The sequence below is a fragment of the Streptomyces sp. NPDC026522 genome, from assembly GCF_055567555.1.
On sequence record NZ_JBVHQF010000005.1, the window covers coordinates 299,382 to 313,550 of the forward strand.

The 14,169-nt window shown below is 72.5% G+C and carries 11 protein-coding genes; 5 read left to right on the forward strand and 6 right to left on the reverse strand.

Going from position 1 to position 14,169, the window contains the following annotated elements:
- Positions 1–308 precede the first annotated feature (308 nt).
- Together gltB and ACZ4M3_RS15425 are read left to right on the forward strand one after the other, a co-directional pair.
- Positions 309–4,850 carry a glutamate synthase large subunit gene (gltB, locus tag ACZ4M3_RS15420; RefSeq protein WP_467733119.1) on the forward strand — a complete coding sequence of 1,514 codons (4,542 nt, stop codon included), beginning with the start codon at positions 309–311 and terminating at the stop codon, positions 4,848–4,850.
- Positions 4,843–6,303 carry a glutamate synthase subunit beta gene (locus ACZ4M3_RS15425; RefSeq protein ID WP_467732716.1) on the forward strand — a complete coding sequence of 487 codons (1,461 nt, stop codon included), beginning with the start codon at positions 4,843–4,845 and terminating at the stop codon, positions 6,301–6,303. The genes gltB and ACZ4M3_RS15425 overlap by 8 nt, the downstream gene beginning before the upstream one ends.
- 448 nt (positions 6,304–6,751) lie before the next feature.
- Here ACZ4M3_RS15425 and ACZ4M3_RS15430 read toward each other — a convergent pair whose 3' ends face one another.
- From ACZ4M3_RS15430 to ACZ4M3_RS15445, 4 genes are read right to left on the reverse strand one after another with little or no spacing between them, the layout of a single operon-like run.
- Positions 6,752–7,264 (reverse strand): hypothetical protein, encoded by a 513-nt coding sequence (locus tag ACZ4M3_RS15430; protein WP_467732718.1) that lies wholly within the window; start codon positions 7,262–7,264, stop codon positions 6,752–6,754.
- Between the two features lie 2 nt (positions 7,265–7,266).
- Positions 7,267–7,767, reverse strand: a complete 501-nt coding sequence (locus ACZ4M3_RS15435) for a hypothetical protein (RefSeq protein ID WP_467732719.1) — start codon at positions 7,765–7,767, stop codon at positions 7,267–7,269.
- 33 nt (positions 7,768–7,800) lie between these two features.
- Positions 7,801–9,117, reverse strand: a complete 1,317-nt coding sequence (locus tag ACZ4M3_RS15440; RefSeq protein WP_467732721.1) for a hypothetical protein — start codon at positions 9,115–9,117, stop codon at positions 7,801–7,803.
- Between the two features lie 30 nt (positions 9,118–9,147).
- Positions 9,148–9,615 (reverse strand): hypothetical protein, encoded by a 468-nt coding sequence (locus ACZ4M3_RS15445; protein ID WP_467732723.1) that lies wholly within the window; start codon positions 9,613–9,615, stop codon positions 9,148–9,150.
- Positions 9,616–9,940: 325 nt separating this feature from the next.
- On the opposite strand from ACZ4M3_RS15445, the gene ACZ4M3_RS15450 reads away from it, so the two are divergent.
- On the forward strand, positions 9,941–11,227 hold the full coding sequence (locus tag ACZ4M3_RS15450) for a glycoside hydrolase domain-containing protein (protein WP_467732725.1): 1,287 nt from the start codon (positions 9,941–9,943) through the stop codon (positions 11,225–11,227).
- Between the two features lie 6 nt (positions 11,228–11,233).
- On the opposite strand, the gene ACZ4M3_RS15455 is transcribed toward ACZ4M3_RS15450, so the two are convergent.
- Both ACZ4M3_RS15455 and ACZ4M3_RS15460 read right to left on the reverse strand, forming a co-directional pair.
- Positions 11,234–11,734 carry a pyridoxamine 5'-phosphate oxidase family protein gene (locus ACZ4M3_RS15455; protein ID WP_467732727.1) on the reverse strand — a complete coding sequence of 167 codons (501 nt, stop codon included), beginning with the start codon at positions 11,732–11,734 and terminating at the stop codon, positions 11,234–11,236.
- Between the two features lie 55 nt (positions 11,735–11,789).
- Positions 11,790–12,383, reverse strand: coding sequence for a PadR family transcriptional regulator (locus ACZ4M3_RS15460; RefSeq protein WP_467732729.1), 594 nt, complete (start codon positions 12,381–12,383; stop codon positions 11,790–11,792).
- A gap of 140 nt (positions 12,384–12,523) precedes the next feature.
- Here ACZ4M3_RS15460 and ACZ4M3_RS15465 point away from each other — a divergent pair, with 140 nt between their 5' ends.
- Positions 12,524–13,252: an SDR family NAD(P)-dependent oxidoreductase gene (locus tag ACZ4M3_RS15465; protein ID WP_467732731.1), complete on the forward strand. Its 729-nt coding sequence runs from the start codon at positions 12,524–12,526 to the stop codon at positions 13,250–13,252.
- Entirely contained in the window at positions 13,249–14,166 is a 918-nt protein-coding gene (locus tag ACZ4M3_RS15470) for an alpha/beta hydrolase (RefSeq protein WP_467732733.1), read from the forward strand. Before ACZ4M3_RS15465 ends, ACZ4M3_RS15470 begins: the two co-directional genes overlap by 4 nt.
- Positions 14,167–14,169: the final 3 nt, after the last annotated feature.

The window sequence follows — 14,169 nt, forward strand, 5'->3', positions numbered from 1 at the left end:
AGCTCCTCCCGGCCGCGGCCGCGGGGAGCTTCAGGGCAATGAAGCCCGCGCCCCCCAGGGCAACGAAGCCCGCATCCCGGCTCCGGGACCTTTCTTTTCTTACTGCGTCACACCTCGCGCAGTGTCCGCATGCTGGAACGTGATATCCGCTTCGCGGGATCGCAGTCATCATGTAACCTGCACGAAATTTCGCAGAGGGCCAACGTCGTCCCTCGGCACGCACCTTTGCCACGACGACGACGGGAGAGCCGATGCGTTCCGCATCCACGCACTCCGCGACCGGCCCCAGCACCACTGCCTGGTCGCCCATGGACGGTCGCCCCGCCCCCCAGGGCATGTACGACCCGCGCAACGAGCACGACGCCTGCGGCGTCGGCTTCGTGGCCGACCTCAGCGGCGAGGCCGGCCACGCGCTGGTCGAGCAGGCGCTGACCGTATTGCGGAACCTCGAACACCGCGGCGCCACCGGATCCGAGCCGGACTCGGGCGACGGCGCCGGAATCCTCTCCCAGGTCCCCGACGCGTTCCTGCGCGAGGTGGCCGGTTTTGACCTCCCCGAGGCCGGCGCCTACGCCGTCGGCATCGCCTTCCTCCCCGCCGACGGCCCCGCACAGGCCGTCGCCGTGGAGCAGATCGAGGCGATCGCGGCCGAGGAGGGCCTGACGGTCCTGGGCTGGCGCGAGGTACCGGTCACCCCGGACCTGCTCGGCAACGGCGCCCGCGCCACCATGCCCGCCTTCCGCCAGGTCTTCGTGTCCGACGGCACCAGCACCGGCCTCGCGCTCGACCGCAAGGCCTTCGTACTGCGCAAGCGCGCCGAGCGCGAGGCCGGGGTCTACTTCCCCTCGCTCTCCGCCCGCACCATCGTCTACAAGGGCATGCTGACCACCGGCCAGCTGGAGCCCTTCTTCCCGGACCTGTCCGACCGCCGCTTCGCGTCGGCGCTCGCCCTGGTCCACTCCCGGTTCTCGACCAACACCTTCCCGTCCTGGCCGCTCGCCCACCCGTACCGCTTCGTCGCGCACAACGGCGAGATCAACACGGTCAAGGGCAACCGGAACTGGATGGTGGCCCGCGAGTCCCAGCTGGCCTCGGACGTCTTCGGTGAGGGCGCGCTGGAGCGCATCTTCCCCATCTGTACGCCCGACGCCTCCGACTCGGCCTCCTTCGACGAGGTCCTGGAGCTGCTCCACCTCGGCGGCCGGTCGCTGCCGCACAGCGTGCTGATGATGATCCCGGAGGCGTGGGAGAACCACACCTCCATGGACCCGGCCCTGCGCGCCTTCTACCAGTACCACTCCACGATGATGGAGCCCTGGGACGGCCCCGCCTGCGTCACCTTCACCGACGGCACCCAGGTCGGCGCGGTCCTCGACCGCAACGGTCTGCGCCCCGGCCGCTACTGGGTCACCGACGAGGGCCTGGTCGTGCTGTCCTCCGAGGTCGGCGTCCTCGACATCGACCCGGCGAAGGTCGTCCGCAAGGGCCGCCTCCAGCCCGGCAAGATGTTCCTCGTCGACACCGCCCAGCACCGCATCGTCGAGGACGACGAGATCAAGGCCGAGCTGGCCGCCGCCGCCCCGTACGCGGAGTGGCTGGAGACCGGCGAGATCGAGCTGACGGACCTGCCCGAGCGCGAGCACATCGTGCACACCCACGCCTCGGTCACCCGCCGCCAGCAGACCTTCGGCTACACCGAGGAAGAGCTGCGCGTCATCCTCGCGCCGATGGCCCGTACCGGCGGCGAGCCGCTCGGCTCCATGGGCACGGACTCGCCGATCGCGGCCCTGTCCGAGCGCCCCCGGTTGCTCTTCGACTACTTCACGCAGCTGTTCGCGCAGGTCACCAACCCGCCGCTGGACGCCATCCGCGAGGAGCTCGTCACCTCGCTGCTGTCCTCGCTGGGCCCGCAGGGCAACCTGCTGGAGCCGACCGCCGCGTCCTGCCGCAGCGTCACCCTGCCCTTCCCGGTGATCGACAACGACGAGCTGGCCAAGCTCATCCACGTCAACGCCGACGGCGACATGCCGGGCATGAAGGCCGCCACCCTCTCGGGCCTCTACCGGGTCTCCGGCGGCGGCGAGGCGCTGGCCGCGCGGATCGAGGAGATCCGCGCGGAGGCCGACGCCGCCATCGAGAACGGCGCCCGCCTGATCGTCCTCTCGGACCGCCACTCGGACGCCGAGCACGCACCGATCCCCTCGCTGCTGCTGACCTCCGCCGTGCACCACCACCTCATCGCCACCAAGCAGCGCACCCAGGTGGGCCTGCTGGTCGAGGCCGGTGACGTCCGCGAGGTCCACCACGTCGCGCTCCTGATCGGCTACGGCGCGGCCGCCGTCAACCCGTACCTCGCCATGGAATCCGTCGAGGACCTGCTGCGCGCCGGTACCTTCCTGTCCGGCCTGGAGCCGGAGCAGGCCATCAAGAACCTGATCTACGCGCTCGGCAAGGGCGTCCTGAAGGTCATGTCGAAGATGGGCATCTCCACCGTCGCCTCCTACCGCGGGGCCCAGGTCTTCGAGGCCGTCGGCCTGAACGAGGAGTTCGTCGGCACGTACTTCAGCGGCACCGCCACCAAGATCGGCGGCGCCGGCCTGGACGTCATCGCCAAGGAGGTGGCCGCGCGCCACGCCAAGGCGTACCCGGCCACCGGCATCGCGGCCACGCACCGCGCGCTGGACATCGGCGGCGAGTACCAGTGGCGCAGGGAGGGCGAGCCGCACCTGTTCGACCCCGAGACGGTCTTCCGCCTCCAGCACGCCACCCGCAACCGCCGCTACGACATCTTCAAGCAGTACACCGAGCGGGTGAACGAGCAGTCCGAGCGGCTGATGACGCTGCGCGGCCTGTTCGGCTTCAACAGCGACCGCCCGTCGATCCCGGTGGACGAGGTCGAGTCCGTCGCCGACATCGTCAAGCGCTTCTCCACGGGCGCGATGTCGTACGGCTCCATCTCCAAGGAGGCGCACGAGACGCTCGCCGTCGCCATGAACCAGCTGGGCGCCAAGTCCAACACCGGTGAGGGCGGCGAGGACCCGGACCGCCTGTACGACCCGGCGCGCCGCTCCTCCATCAAGCAGGTCGCCTCCGGCCGCTTCGGCGTCACCAGCGAGTACCTGGTCAACGCCGACGACATCCAGATCAAGATGGCGCAGGGCGCCAAGCCCGGCGAGGGCGGCCAGCTGCCCGGCCACAAGGTGTACCCGTGGGTCGCCAAGACCCGGCACTCCACCCCCGGCGTCGGCCTGATCTCCCCGCCGCCGCACCACGACATCTACTCCATCGAAGACCTGGCCCAGCTGATCCACGACCTCAAGAACGCCAACCCGGCCGCACGCATCCACGTGAAGCTGGTCTCCGAGGTGGGTGTCGGCACCGTCGCCGCCGGTGTCTCCAAGGCGCACGCGGACGTCGTCCTCATCTCCGGCCACGACGGCGGTACGGGCGCCTCCCCGCTCACCTCGCTCAAGCACGCGGGCGGCCCCTGGGAGCTCGGCCTCGCCGAGACCCAGCAGACCCTGCTGCTCAACGGGCTGCGCGACCGCATCGTGGTCCAGACGGACGGCCAGCTCAAGACCGGCCGCGACGTGATCATCGCCGCGCTGCTCGGCGCCGAGGAGTTCGGTTTCGCGACCGCTCCGCTCGTCGTCTCCGGCTGCATCATGATGCGCGTCTGCCACCTGGACACCTGCCCGGTCGGCATCGCCACGCAGAACCCCGTCCTGCGCGACCGGTTCTCCGGCAAGCCCGAATTCGTCGTCAACTTCTTCGAGTTCATCGCGGAGGAGGTGCGCGAGCTGCTCGCCGAGCTGGGCTTCCGCTCGATCCAGGAGGCCGTCGGCCACGCCGAGCTGCTCGACACCAGCAAGGCCGTCACGCACTGGAAGGCGCAGGGCCTCGACCTGGAGCCGCTCTTCCACGTGCCCGAGCTGCCCGAAGGCGCGGTCCGCCACGCCCTGATCGAGCAGGACCACGGGCTGGAGAAGGCCCTCGACAACGAGCTGATCGAGCTCGCCGCCGAGGCGCTGGGCGCGGCCAGTGCCGAGGAGGCCCAGCCGGTCCGGGCCCAGGTCGCGATCCGGAACATCAACCGGACCGTCGGCACCATGCTCGGCCACGAGGTCACCAAGCGGTTCGGTGGCGCGGGCCTGCCCGACAACACCATCGACCTGACCTTCACCGGTTCCGCGGGCCAGTCCTTCGGTGCCTTCCTTCCGAAGGGCATCACCCTGCGCCTGGAGGGCGACGCCAACGACTACGTCGGCAAGGGCCTGTCGGGCGGCCGGGTCGTGGTCCGCCCCGACCGCGGCGCCGACCACCTCGCCGAGTACTCGACCATCGCCGGCAACACCATCGGCTACGGGGCCACCGGCGGCGAGATGTTCCTGCGCGGCCGCACCGGCGAACGCTTCTGCGTCCGCAACTCCGGCGCCCTGGTGGTCTCGGAGGGCGTGGGCGACCACGGCTGCGAGTACATGACCGGCGGCACCGCCGTCGTCCTCGGCGGGACGGGCCGCAACTTCGCGGCCGGCATGTCGGGCGGTGTCGCGTACGTCATCGACCTCGACCCGCGCAACGTCAACGCCGGCAACACCGAGGCCGTGGAGGCCCCCTCGGACGCCGACAAGCAGTGGCTGCACGATGTGGTGCGCCGCCACGAGGAGGAGACCGGCTCGACCGTGGCCGCGAAGCTCCTGGCTGACTGGTCCGTGTCCGCGGACCGCTTCAGCAAGATCATCCCGACCACGTACAAGGCAGTGCTCGCCGCCAAGGACGCCGCTGAGCGGGCCGGACTCTCCGAGTCCGAGACCACTGAGAAGATGATGGAGGCGGCGACCCATGGCTGACCCGAAGGGCTTCCTCACCACCCCGCGCGAGACCGCCTGTACCCGTCCCGTCGCCGAACGCGTCAAGGACTGGAACGAGGTCTACGTCCCCGGCTCCCTGCTGCCGATCATCAGCAAGCAGGCCGGCCGCTGCATGGACTGCGGCATCCCGTTCTGCCACAACGGCTGCCCGCTCGGGAACCTGATCCCGGAGTGGAACGACTTCGCCTACCGCGAGGACTGGACGGCCGCCTCCGAGCGGCTGCACGCCACGAACAACTTCCCCGAGTTCACGGGCCGGCTCTGCCCCGCGCCCTGCGAGTCGGCGTGCGTGCTCGGCATCAACCAGCCGGCCGTCACCATCAAGAACGTCGAAGTCTCGATCATCGACAAGGCGTGGGACAACGGCGACGTCACCCCGCAGCCCCCGGAGCGGCTCTCCGGCAAGACCGTCGCCGTCATCGGCTCGGGCCCGGCCGGCCTGGCCGCCGCCCAGCAGCTGACGCGGGCCGGGCACACCGTGGCGGTGTACGAGCGCGCGGACCGCATCGGCGGCCTGCTGCGCTACGGCATCCCCGAGTTCAAGATGGAGAAGGTGCACATCAACCGCCGCATCGAGCAGATGCGCGCGGAGGGGACCAAGTTCCGCACGGGCGTGGAGGTCGGCCGCGACATCGACGCGGCGAAGCTGCGCAGGCGCTACGACGCGGTGGTCATCGCGGCGGGCGCCACCGTCTCCCGCGACCTGCCGGTGCCGGGGCGCGAGCTCAAGGGCATCCACTTCGCCATGGAGTACCTGCCGCTCGCCAACAAGGTGCAGGAGGGCGACTTCGTGGCGCCCCCCATCACCGCCGAGGGCAAGCACGTCGTCGTCATCGGCGGCGGCGACACCGGCGCGGACTGCGTGGGCACCGCCCACCGCCAGGGTGCCCTGTCGGTCACCCAGCTGGAGATCATGCCGAGGCCGTCCGAGGACCGCCCCGCGGGGATGCCCTGGCCGACGTTCCCGATGCTGTACAAGGTCACCTCGGCGCACGAGGAGGGCGGGGAGCGGATCTACTCCGTCTCCACGACCCACTTCGAGGGCGACGAGGACGGCAACGTCCAGGAACTGCACCTGATCGAGGTGGAGTTCGTGGACGGCAAGCTGGTCCAGAAGGAGGGCACCGAGCGGGTCCTGCCCGCGCAGCTGGTCACCCTCGCGATGGGCTTCACCGGCACCGACCAGGCCAACGGCCTGGTGGACCAGTTCGGCCTGGAGCTGGACGCCCGGGGCAACGTGGCGCGGGACGCCTCGTACGCGACCAACGTGGACGGCGTCTTCGTCGCCGGCGACGCGGGGCGCGGCCAGTCGCTGATCGTGTGGGCCATCGCGGAAGGCCGCTCGGCCGCCCGCGGCGTGGACCGCTTCCTGACCGGCGCCAGCACCCTCCCGTACCCGGTCAAGCCGACGGACCGTTCCCTGACGGTGTAGCCCCCTGGCGGGGACGCCTCGTGCGGTGCGTACGACGGTGTGCGGCACTCGGCACGGTGCCCGTCATGGCTCCTTTGGGATGCCGTGCTCGCGCGGTTCGGCCGTGGGCGGCCTTCCGGGCTTCGTCCGGCTGCGCCGGCCTCCGGCCGTCGGGTGCGGGAGCCCCTCCCTGGTGGGGGAGGACGCCTCGTGCGGTGCGTACGACGGTGTGCGGCACTCGGCACGGCGCCCGTCATGGCTCCTTTGGGATGCCGTGCTCGCGCGGTTCGGCCGTGGACGGCCTTCCGGGCTTCGTCCGGCTGCGCCGGCCTCCGGCCGTCGGGTGCGGGAGCCCCTCCCTGGTGGGGGAGGACCCCTCATGCGGTCCGTACAACGGTGTGCGGCACTCGACACAGCGCCCGTCATGTCCCCGACCAGGGATGGCGGGCGCTGTGGCGTGCCCGGGGGGTCAGAGCCGGAACAGGGCTCCGCGCCAGGTCCATCCCGCCGCCAGGACCGCCTTCTGCAAGGGGACCTTCAGTTCCCGGGTGTCGAAGGCGAAGTCCGCCACCGCCCGCCGGCGGCCGTCCGGCCCCCGCTCGATCGTCCACTGCTTCGACACCGTCGTCACCTGCCCCCGCCTGTACTCGGCCGACACGGCCAGCTTCGGCGTGTCCCCGACCCAGGTGACTGCCAGCTCCTCGTCGACGGCCCGCACCTCGTGCTTGCCGGGGACCAGGCGCATCCTCGTCTTGAGGGTCCGGTCGAGCCTTGACTCCAGGAAGAAGGTGCGCCAGGCCGGCTCCAGGACCCGCCACTCCGCCACCAGGTCGGCCTTCTCCGCCGGCCGCGCGTTGCGCACGACGTACGGCTTGTCCGGGCCGTTGACCGCGAGCAACGCCTCCCGCACCTGCGCGGCGGACAGCGGCTCGGCGCCGCCGTCCGGGCGTCGGGTGCCGGTGAACCTGTCGAAGAGGCCCATGGTCAGGCCCCCGTACCGGTGTCGGGGCGTACCGTGCGCAGGAACTGCTGGAAGTCCGGCAGGACGCTGTCGTGCTGGGCGGCGGTGGCGGTCAGGATCGAGCGGACCAGCGCGCGCCGGTCCGGGTCCGCGGCGTCCGTGAGGGCCATATAAACCTGGGACTGCACCAGGTCGCGGCGCGCGCCGGCGACGACGGCCGTCACGGTCAGCCGCTGCGTCAGGCCCGGCGCAGCCGCGGAGCCGATCTCGTGGCGGACGGCCACCCCGACGGACTCGGCGACCCCGCGCACCTGCTCCACCGACGCGTCGGCCAGCTCCTCCAGCGTGGTCTCCTCCCGCAGGAAGCCGCCGTCGATGGTGATGTTGGCGGTGAAACCGTCATCCGGCCGCGGATGCAGCGCGATGAACGCCACGTCCGGAGCGCCGACCTCGTCCGGTGGCGCCGCCCGCCAGCCCTCCGGCAGGCTGAACTCGATCGGCACGGGCAGGGTCGTGGGCATCATCGGCCTTCTTTCCGTGGAGACGGGAAACGTACATCAGTCGAACCAGCCGCCGACCGTGTGCTTGACCGACCCGGCGGTGTCACCGATCGCGTCGGCCGCGTCGCCGAACGCATGGGTGACCTTGCCGGGGTCGACCGTGAACTCGGCGCCCACCGAGCCGCCGAGCCCGAGTGCCAGACCCGCCTTGGTGCCGATGTGCCACTTGCCGTCGTCGCCCTTGCCGAAGGTCACCTTGGCCTCCGCGCCCGCGCCGTACCAGCCTTCGGCGGTCCCGCCGGCGCCCAGACCGGCGACCTCGCCGCCCCCGGCGACGCCGGCCTTCCCGCCGGCGAACGCCTTCGCTCCGGCGTTGAAGCCGTCCTTGCCCGCCCCGGCACTGACCGAGGCCTCACCGCCGGCGAAGACCTCGGTCCGTTCGTACGCGCCGAGGGGCCCGTACTCGCCCTTCACACCCACCAGTTCGCGGATCCCCGCCGATGCCTCGGCCTTGCCGCTGAACCCCTTGTCGGTGAACCCGTAGTTCGCGGTGGACCGGGCGCCTCCGTAGACGTCGTAGACGTCGGAGTACTTGATCCCGCCCTTGCTCCCCTCGCCCGCCTGGCTCAGGTGGAAGAGGTCGGCGTACGCCTTGACCGAGCCCTCCTTGCCGTTCTTCACGCCGGTGATCTTGAAACCCACGTCGGGTCCGGTCACCTTGAGACCGTCGTCGTGCGCCTTGACGTCGCGCTCGGCGGCCTGCTCGGCCCGTGCGGCCTTCACGGCCTTCGTCAGATCGCCCTCCGCGCCCGCGTTGAACCCCGACAGCGACATGTCGGCGCCCTTGCCCAGCGCGTCCTTGTTGCTGTCCACGACTTCGGCCTCGAGGGCCAGCTTGACGTTCTGGTCGAGCTCGGTGACGGCCTTCACCCGGTCGTCGATGTGCTGCTGCCACTTGGTGACGGCCGTGCGGATGGCGGCCTCGCCGTCGGGGTCGTGGTGGTAGGCGCTGCGCTCGGAAGGAGTGAGCTTGCCCCAGTCGAACGCGACGTGGCCCTGCTCGGAGACGGTCATGCCGGCGGCTATCGCGTCGTCGCGCGCGCTTTCGAGCTTGGTCTTCAGGTCGGTGAACTTCTCGTGGGCGTCCCGCAGCAGGCTGCCGATCGCCTTGGCCTGGATCTGCGCGGCCGAGTACTCGTACCGGGTCCCGTCGAAGCCCGACCGGGCGGTACCGGCACTGACCCCGGACCAGGTGTCGCCCGTGGTGATCTTCTGTACGGAGTCTCCGTAGCGGGTCTCGACCTTGTTCAGCTCGTCCGCCATCGCCTCCCACTTGCCCGCGGCCGTCGTCAGCAGACCCAGGTTCGTGGTCATGACCTCGTGGTAGTTCGGCACCGCAGCCCCCTACAAACCATTCAGCTTCGACCGCGTCGCGAACTGGTTGCGGACACCTGTGTCATTGCCCGTGACCAGGCCCGAGGCCCCGCGCAGCGCGGTCTTCTCCGCGTCCAGCCGGGCCATCAGGTTCTTCACCTGCTGGTCCCAGGTGTCCGCCACCTTCTTCAGGCCGGCGGCCGTGTCCCACCCGTCGAAGCCCTTGTGGGCGGCGTTGGTGGCGTCATCCGCGTGCTCCGCGGCCTTCTTCGTGTTCGGCTGCAGCTCGGTCTCGATCGTGCCCGCGGCCGCCTTCTTCTGCGCCGGCGTCGAAGCGAAGTCGCCGGGCCCCTTGCCCGGGGCGAACGGCCCGTACACGGGCGGGGACGACGGACCCGGACCCGATGGCTCCGGCGGTACGTGGTTCAGCCGCATGCCCACCTGCTGGTCCGCGCCGGCTGCGCCCGAACCCCACTCCTGATCGAGATCGCCTGCCATTTTCGGCCTCCCCGTCGGCAAGAACCCGATCATATGCACGGCTCCCGCGGCCGGGCCAAGCCGCCCTCCTCCCCAACTCCCCGGTGCGCAAGGCCTCGTGCACCCCCGGTGACGGGGCCGGTACCGGTCGCTCGTACGGGTGACCGGTCGCCCGGGCCGGCGGGGCCGCCGCCGTACGGTCGCGCAGACCGGGCCGCCGGTACGGGGGAGCCGCGCGCCCGGCGCGGGCCGGCCGCGGCGCGGCCGGCGGCCTGTAGGCCGGATGGCCCAACTGGCGGGCGCAGAACAGCAGTTCGGGCGGCCGTGTCTGGTAACTGTGGGGTCCATGCCGTCCCGAATGATGTTGGCCTCGCTGCTGGGTGCCGCCCTGCTCGCGCCCGCCCCGCCCGCCGTCGCAGACGGGCGGACCGTCGAGTACCACGGGCTGCGCCTCACCGTCCCCGCGCACTGGCGCGTCGTGGACCTCGACCGCCACCCCGACGCCTGTGTGCGTCTCGACCTGCCCACCCTCTACCTCGGGCACGCCGGCGGCCAGGGCGAGTGCAGCGGCCGCGCCGTACGCAGCCGCGCCGACACCCTGCACCTGGAACCCCTCGCCGACACCCCTGAGCGCGCCGACGTCCCGACCGTCCGCGCCGACGGGAGCGGCCTGCCGCCCGCGCCGTCCGGCGACAGCCGCGAAGTCCGCTACGCGCTGAGCGGCTCCGGGGTGATGGCCACCCTGTCGTACGGGAACAGCTCCGACGCCGTACGGGAACTCCTGGCCCGCGCGCGTACGACCACCCCCGCCACCGCGGGCACCCCGGCAGCCGCCGGCAGCCCGCTGACCCCCGCCCTCGCCGGCCGCCCCCGCACCGGCCAACCCGCCTTCAACGGCACCGGCTTCGACGCCTGCACCGCCCCCACCCAGAGCGCGATGGACACCTGGCGGGCCGACTCCCCCTTCGGCGCGGTCGGCATCTACATCGGCGGCCGCGCCCGCGCCTGCGCCCAGCCGCGCCTGACCGCCACCTGGATCCGCCGGCAGACCGACGCGGGCTGGCACCTGATGCCGATCTGGGTCGGCCCGCAGCCCTGGGACAGCGCCAGCACCGGCCTGTCCACCGACCCCTCCGAAGCCGACGGAGAGGGCGTCGAAGCCGCCGAGGGTGCGGTCGAGGCGGCCCGCTCGCTGGGCCTGGGCGCGGGCACGGTGCTCTACAACGACCTGGAGCACTACACGGACCGCGACACCTGGGACGCCCCGGTCGTCGCCTACCTGACGGCCTGGACGAGGCGGCTGCACGAACTGGGCTACCGCGCGGCGGCCTACGTACACGCCGCGTCCGGCGCGCCGGCGCTCAGCGCCCACTACCACCAGGCCCCGCAGGACATGCCGGACGTGCTGTGGGTGGCCCGCTGGAACCTCTCCGCCACCGTCTCGGACGCCGACATGGGCCTGCCCGCCGGCGGCGCCCAATGGCCCGGGCACCGCCGCGCCCACCAGTTCCGCGGCGGCCACGACGCCACGTACGGAGACGTCACCATCAACATCGACCGCAGCCGGCTCGACGTGGACCCGGCCGCCCTCCCCCCGCTGCGCCGCGGCCGGGACCTGATCCCGTTCACCTGAGGGGCGTCACCCCTCGCGCGGCGGCTCGTCGTCGTTGCCCCGGCGCAGCGTGCGCACGGGGTGGCCCGGCGTCCAGGTGCGGATCACCAGGTCCGCGCCCTCGACCGTGACGTGGACGACCTCCGTCAGATCGGCGTGGAAGAGGTCGAAGGGGTGCGGGGTCTCGGTCTCCTCCGCGTACCGGTGCAGCTCCGGCGGGTCCACCAGCTCCAGCGCGCGCCCCGAGACCCGTACGTCCCCGCCGGGCATCGCCTCGTCCTCGCCCGGGTTGGAGTGCAGGGCGAACCGCGGGTCGCGCCGCAGGTCCTTGGCCTTCATCGAGCCGGCCATCATGCCGAGCCACAGCTCTCCGCCGCGGACGTCGACATTGAGCCCGCTCAGGCGCGGGGAGCCGTCCCGGCGCAGGGTGGCCAGGACGTGGTGGGGCCGCTGAGCGAAGCGGGCCCGGACGGCCTGCGCGAAGTCCGGTTCCGCCTTCTCGAACGCTGCCCAGTTGTTCGTCGTCATGCGTCCATCAAAGCGCGCAGCCCCGGCGAGCGCCGCTCAGGCGCACCGCCGTGCGTCAGGCATCGCCCCCGGGGCCGCGTTCGGCGGTGAGCGCCTCGATGTCGTCCAGCATCGCCGCCGCGAGGTCGCGCTCGCAGGCGTAGTACCGCTCGGCCCACTTCAGGGTGAGCGTGGGGTACGCCCAGGCCTCCTCGCCCGCCGCGGCGGCCGCGTCCGCCTCCGCCCGGCGGCGCATCTCCTCGGCGAACTCCCGGTGCCGGCCCAGCACTTCGCGCATCTGCTGCGGCTCCAGCAGATGGCCCAGCCACATGCGCAGCATCGGCCCGTGCTTGAGGACCGGCGGATCGACGGGCGCCTCGCGCGCCCACGCCCGTACGGCCTCCGTACCGGCTTCGGTGATCCGGTACACCCGCTTGTCGCGGGCGCCGTCCTGCGCGCCGACCCGGCGCGAGGAGGCGTAGCCGGCCTCCTCCAGGCGCCGCAGCTCGCTGTAGACCTGGCTGAAGGAAGGGCTCCAGTAGAAGAAGCGCAACGAGCGGTCGGACCACTTCTTCACGTCGTAACCGGAAAGCTCCTTGCCGAAGGAGAGCAGGCCGAGCACCGCCCAGCCGGTGGCGGGCAGCGCGCGCTTGTTCGTCTCGTCTGGCACGCAGCGCAGTCTATGGCCGGTACGCGCCACGGCCCTTCCGCCCGACGGTATATGACTGTTAGAAATATGCCGATGAGCAGTATGCAATCAGGAGTGTGCGCACCCGTCAGATGAACGCCACGCGTTCGACAGGAGGCCTCGTGATCACGCTGGACGGGAAGGTCGTCGTCATCACCGGCGCCGCCCGCGGCCAAGGAGCCGCGGAGGCCCGGATGTGCGCCGAGGCGGGCGCGCGGGTCGTCGTCACCGACGTACGGGAGGACGAGGGCCGGGCGGTCGCGGCGGCGCTCGGCGGCCAAGGGCTGTACGTACGGCACGACGTGAGCGACCCCGCCGGCTGGGCGGCGGTCGTGCGCGCGGCGGTCGAGGCCTTCGGCACGGTCTCGGCACTGGTCAACAACGCGGCGCTGTGGCGCACCGCGCACGTCGAGCGGCAGCGCCTCGCCGAGTTCGAGGAACTGCTCCGGGTCAACCTGCTCGGCCCGTTCCTGGGGATCCAGGCGGTGGCCCCGCTGCTGCGCGCCGCGGGCGGCGGCTCGATCGTCAACGTGTCCTCGGCGGCGGGGCTGGTCGGGATACCCGGCCACGCGGCGTACGGCTCGACCAAGTTCGCCCTGCGCGGGCTGACCCGGTCGGCGGCGCTGGACCTGGCCGGTGACGGGATCCGGGTCAACTCGGTGCACCCGGGGGCCGTCGACACGCCGATGGTCGCCGGGGCGGTCGCGGGGCGGGACTGGTCGCACGTGCCGCTGGGGCGGATGGGGCGGGCGGAGGAGGTCGGCGAACTCGTGCGGTTCCTCTGCTCGGACGCCTCGTCGTACGTGACGGGCGCCGAGTTCCCGGTGGACGGCGGGATGACGGCCCGATGAGCCGGGACGACGGCCCGGAGGACGGTCCGGACGGCGGTCCGGGGAGCGATCCGCTGTCCCCGGCCGCACGGGCGCTGTGCGACGCGCTGACGGCGGGCTTCCCCGGCCCGGGCGACGCGGCGGCGCTGCGGGCGGCGGCCGGTGGGGGCCGCGCCGGGGGCCCGGCGGTGGCCGCCGTCTACGACACGGACGCCGCGGGCGTTCCCGTACGGGTCTACGACCCCGCCCCGGGCGCGGCGGGGCGGCCGCTGGTCGCCTACTTCCACGGGGGCGGCTGGGTGATGTGCGGCCTGGACAGCCACGACCCGGTGTGCCGGGCGCTGGCGGCGGGCTCCGGCGCGGTGGTGGTCTCCGCCGACTACCGGCTGGCCCCGGAACACCCCTGGCCGGCGGCGGCCGACGACGCCCTGACGGTGCTGCTGTGGGCCCGCGCGCAGGCGGCCCGGCTGGGCTGCGATCCGGGCCGGGTCACGGTGGCGGGGGACTCCAGCGGCGGAAACCTGGCGGCGGTGACCGCGCTGCGGGCGCCCGGACTCGCCGCGGGGCAACTGCTGGTCTACCCGCCGCTGGACGCCTCGATGCGGTCCCGGTCCGCCCACCGCTTCGCGGCGGGCTACTTCCACACCGCCGCGCACATGGCCTGGTACTGGGAGCAGTACGGGGGCGACCCGCAGCACCCGCACGTCTCGCCGGCGGCGGCCGCCGACGTGTCGCGGCTGCCGCGCACCCTGATGATCCTCGCCGACTGCGACGTCCTGCGGGACGAGGGCCTGGCCTACGCGCGCCGGCTGGCGGCGGCGGGGGTCGACTGCGCGGTGCAGTTGTATCCGGGCGTCTTCCACGGCTTCCTGGGCCTGCCGCTGCCGGCGGGCGCCGCGGCCCTGGCGGCGGCCGCGGCGTGGCTCGCGCAGTAGGGG

Bases quoted from the DNA above. Each gene is read 5' to 3' on its own strand.
- gltB (WP_467733119.1), top strand. From the start codon at position 309: ATGGACGGTCGCCCCGCCCCCCAGGGCATGTACGACCCGCGCAACGAG.
- ACZ4M3_RS15425 (WP_467732716.1), top strand. From the start codon at position 4,843: ATGGCTGACCCGAAGGGCTTCCTCACCACCCCGCGCGAGACCGCCTGT.
- ACZ4M3_RS15430 (WP_467732718.1), bottom strand. From the start codon at position 7,264: ATGGGCCTCTTCGACAGGTTCACCGGCACCCGACGCCCGGACGGCGGC.
- ACZ4M3_RS15435 (WP_467732719.1), bottom strand. From the start codon at position 7,767: ATGATGCCCACGACCCTGCCCGTGCCGATCGAGTTCAGCCTGCCGGAG.
- ACZ4M3_RS15440 (WP_467732721.1), bottom strand. From the start codon at position 9,117: ATGACCACGAACCTGGGTCTGCTGACGACGGCCGCGGGCAAGTGGGAG.
- ACZ4M3_RS15445 (WP_467732723.1), bottom strand. From the start codon at position 9,615: ATGGCAGGCGATCTCGATCAGGAGTGGGGTTCGGGCGCAGCCGGCGCG.
- ACZ4M3_RS15450 (WP_467732725.1), top strand. From the start codon at position 9,941: ATGCCGTCCCGAATGATGTTGGCCTCGCTGCTGGGTGCCGCCCTGCTC.
- ACZ4M3_RS15455 (WP_467732727.1), bottom strand. From the start codon at position 11,734: ATGACGACGAACAACTGGGCAGCGTTCGAGAAGGCGGAACCGGACTTC.
- ACZ4M3_RS15470 (WP_467732733.1), top strand. From the start codon at position 13,249: ATGAGCCGGGACGACGGCCCGGAGGACGGTCCGGACGGCGGTCCGGGG.